The sequence below is a fragment of the Intrasporangium chromatireducens Q5-1 genome (genome assembly GCF_000576575.1).
GTDB classification, from domain to species: Bacteria; Actinomycetota; Actinomycetes; order Actinomycetales; family Dermatophilaceae; genus Intrasporangium_A; species Intrasporangium_A chromatireducens.
Genome location: NZ_AWQS01000589.1, coordinates 1 through 485 on the forward strand (window position 1 = coordinate 1; position 485 = coordinate 485).

Consider the following 485-nt stretch of genomic DNA (forward strand, 5'->3'; position numbering starts at 1 on the left):
CAGGGCGGTGAGCAGGACGCGGAGCAGCTCGACGTCCGGCCGGGACGGCCGGCCACCCCGTAGTCCGGCGAGGAGCAGCGCCGGCACGTCCGCCACCGGGTCGCCGCTCAGGGCAGCCTCGGGCGCCGTCGAGGCGAGGCAGGCGTGCACCGCCGTGACGGCCGCGAGCCGGACCCGGTCCGGGTCCAGGTCGACGGCCAGCGGGTCGGCGCCGGCGAGCAGCTGCACCCCGACGGGCAGCCGCCGCTCGGGTGGCAGCCCGGGCAGGACCTCCGCCAGCCGGGCCAGCGTCGGGCCTCCGGACCCTCGGAAAGCCCCCGGGCCGGTGGCGCCGAGGACGAGGGCGACGGCGTCGTCGAAGGTTAGGTCGCGCACGACCTCCTCGATGGGCCGGCCGCGATAGAGCAGGTCGCCGTCCAGCTGCGAGCTGACGAGGCTCGCCAGCGTGCGGAACCGGAGCACCGGGGTCGGGCCGCCCGAGGGGC

Annotated in this window: 1 protein-coding gene; it reads right to left on the bottom strand. The window is 78.4% G+C overall.

The features are described 5' to 3' along the window. On the bottom strand, positions 1 to 485 hold a 485-nt coding region (locus tag N864_RS25365; RefSeq protein ID WP_205621053.1), incomplete at both ends, for a citrate synthase family protein.